Below are 203 nucleotides of genomic sequence, written 5' to 3'. Positions count from 1 at the left end.
CCGATCGCCGATTGTGCCCGCTACGACAACCTCCGGAGGACCATCTGATGGAACGAACCCAAATCTTCGACCTCATGGGCGAACTCAAGCTCTACGGCATGAAGGCTGCCTTCGACGAGATCATGGCAACTGCCGTCAAGCGCCAGCACGAACCTCAGCGCATTGTCGGCGACCTGCTCAACGCCGAGATCAACGAGAAGCAA

The 203-nt window shown here is 58.1% G+C and carries 1 pseudogene; it reads left to right on the top strand.

The features are described 5' to 3' along the window. Positions 1-47 precede the first annotated feature (47 nt). Positions 48-203, top strand: a pseudogene (locus CWO91_RS42580) (IS21-like element helper ATPase IstB); the annotation flags it as partial.

The sequence above is a fragment of the Bradyrhizobium genosp. SA-3 genome (assembly GCF_004212635.1).
Classification (GTDB): Bacteria; Pseudomonadota; Alphaproteobacteria; order Rhizobiales; family Xanthobacteraceae; genus Bradyrhizobium.
This window is presented reverse-complemented; position numbering and strand designations above follow the sequence as displayed.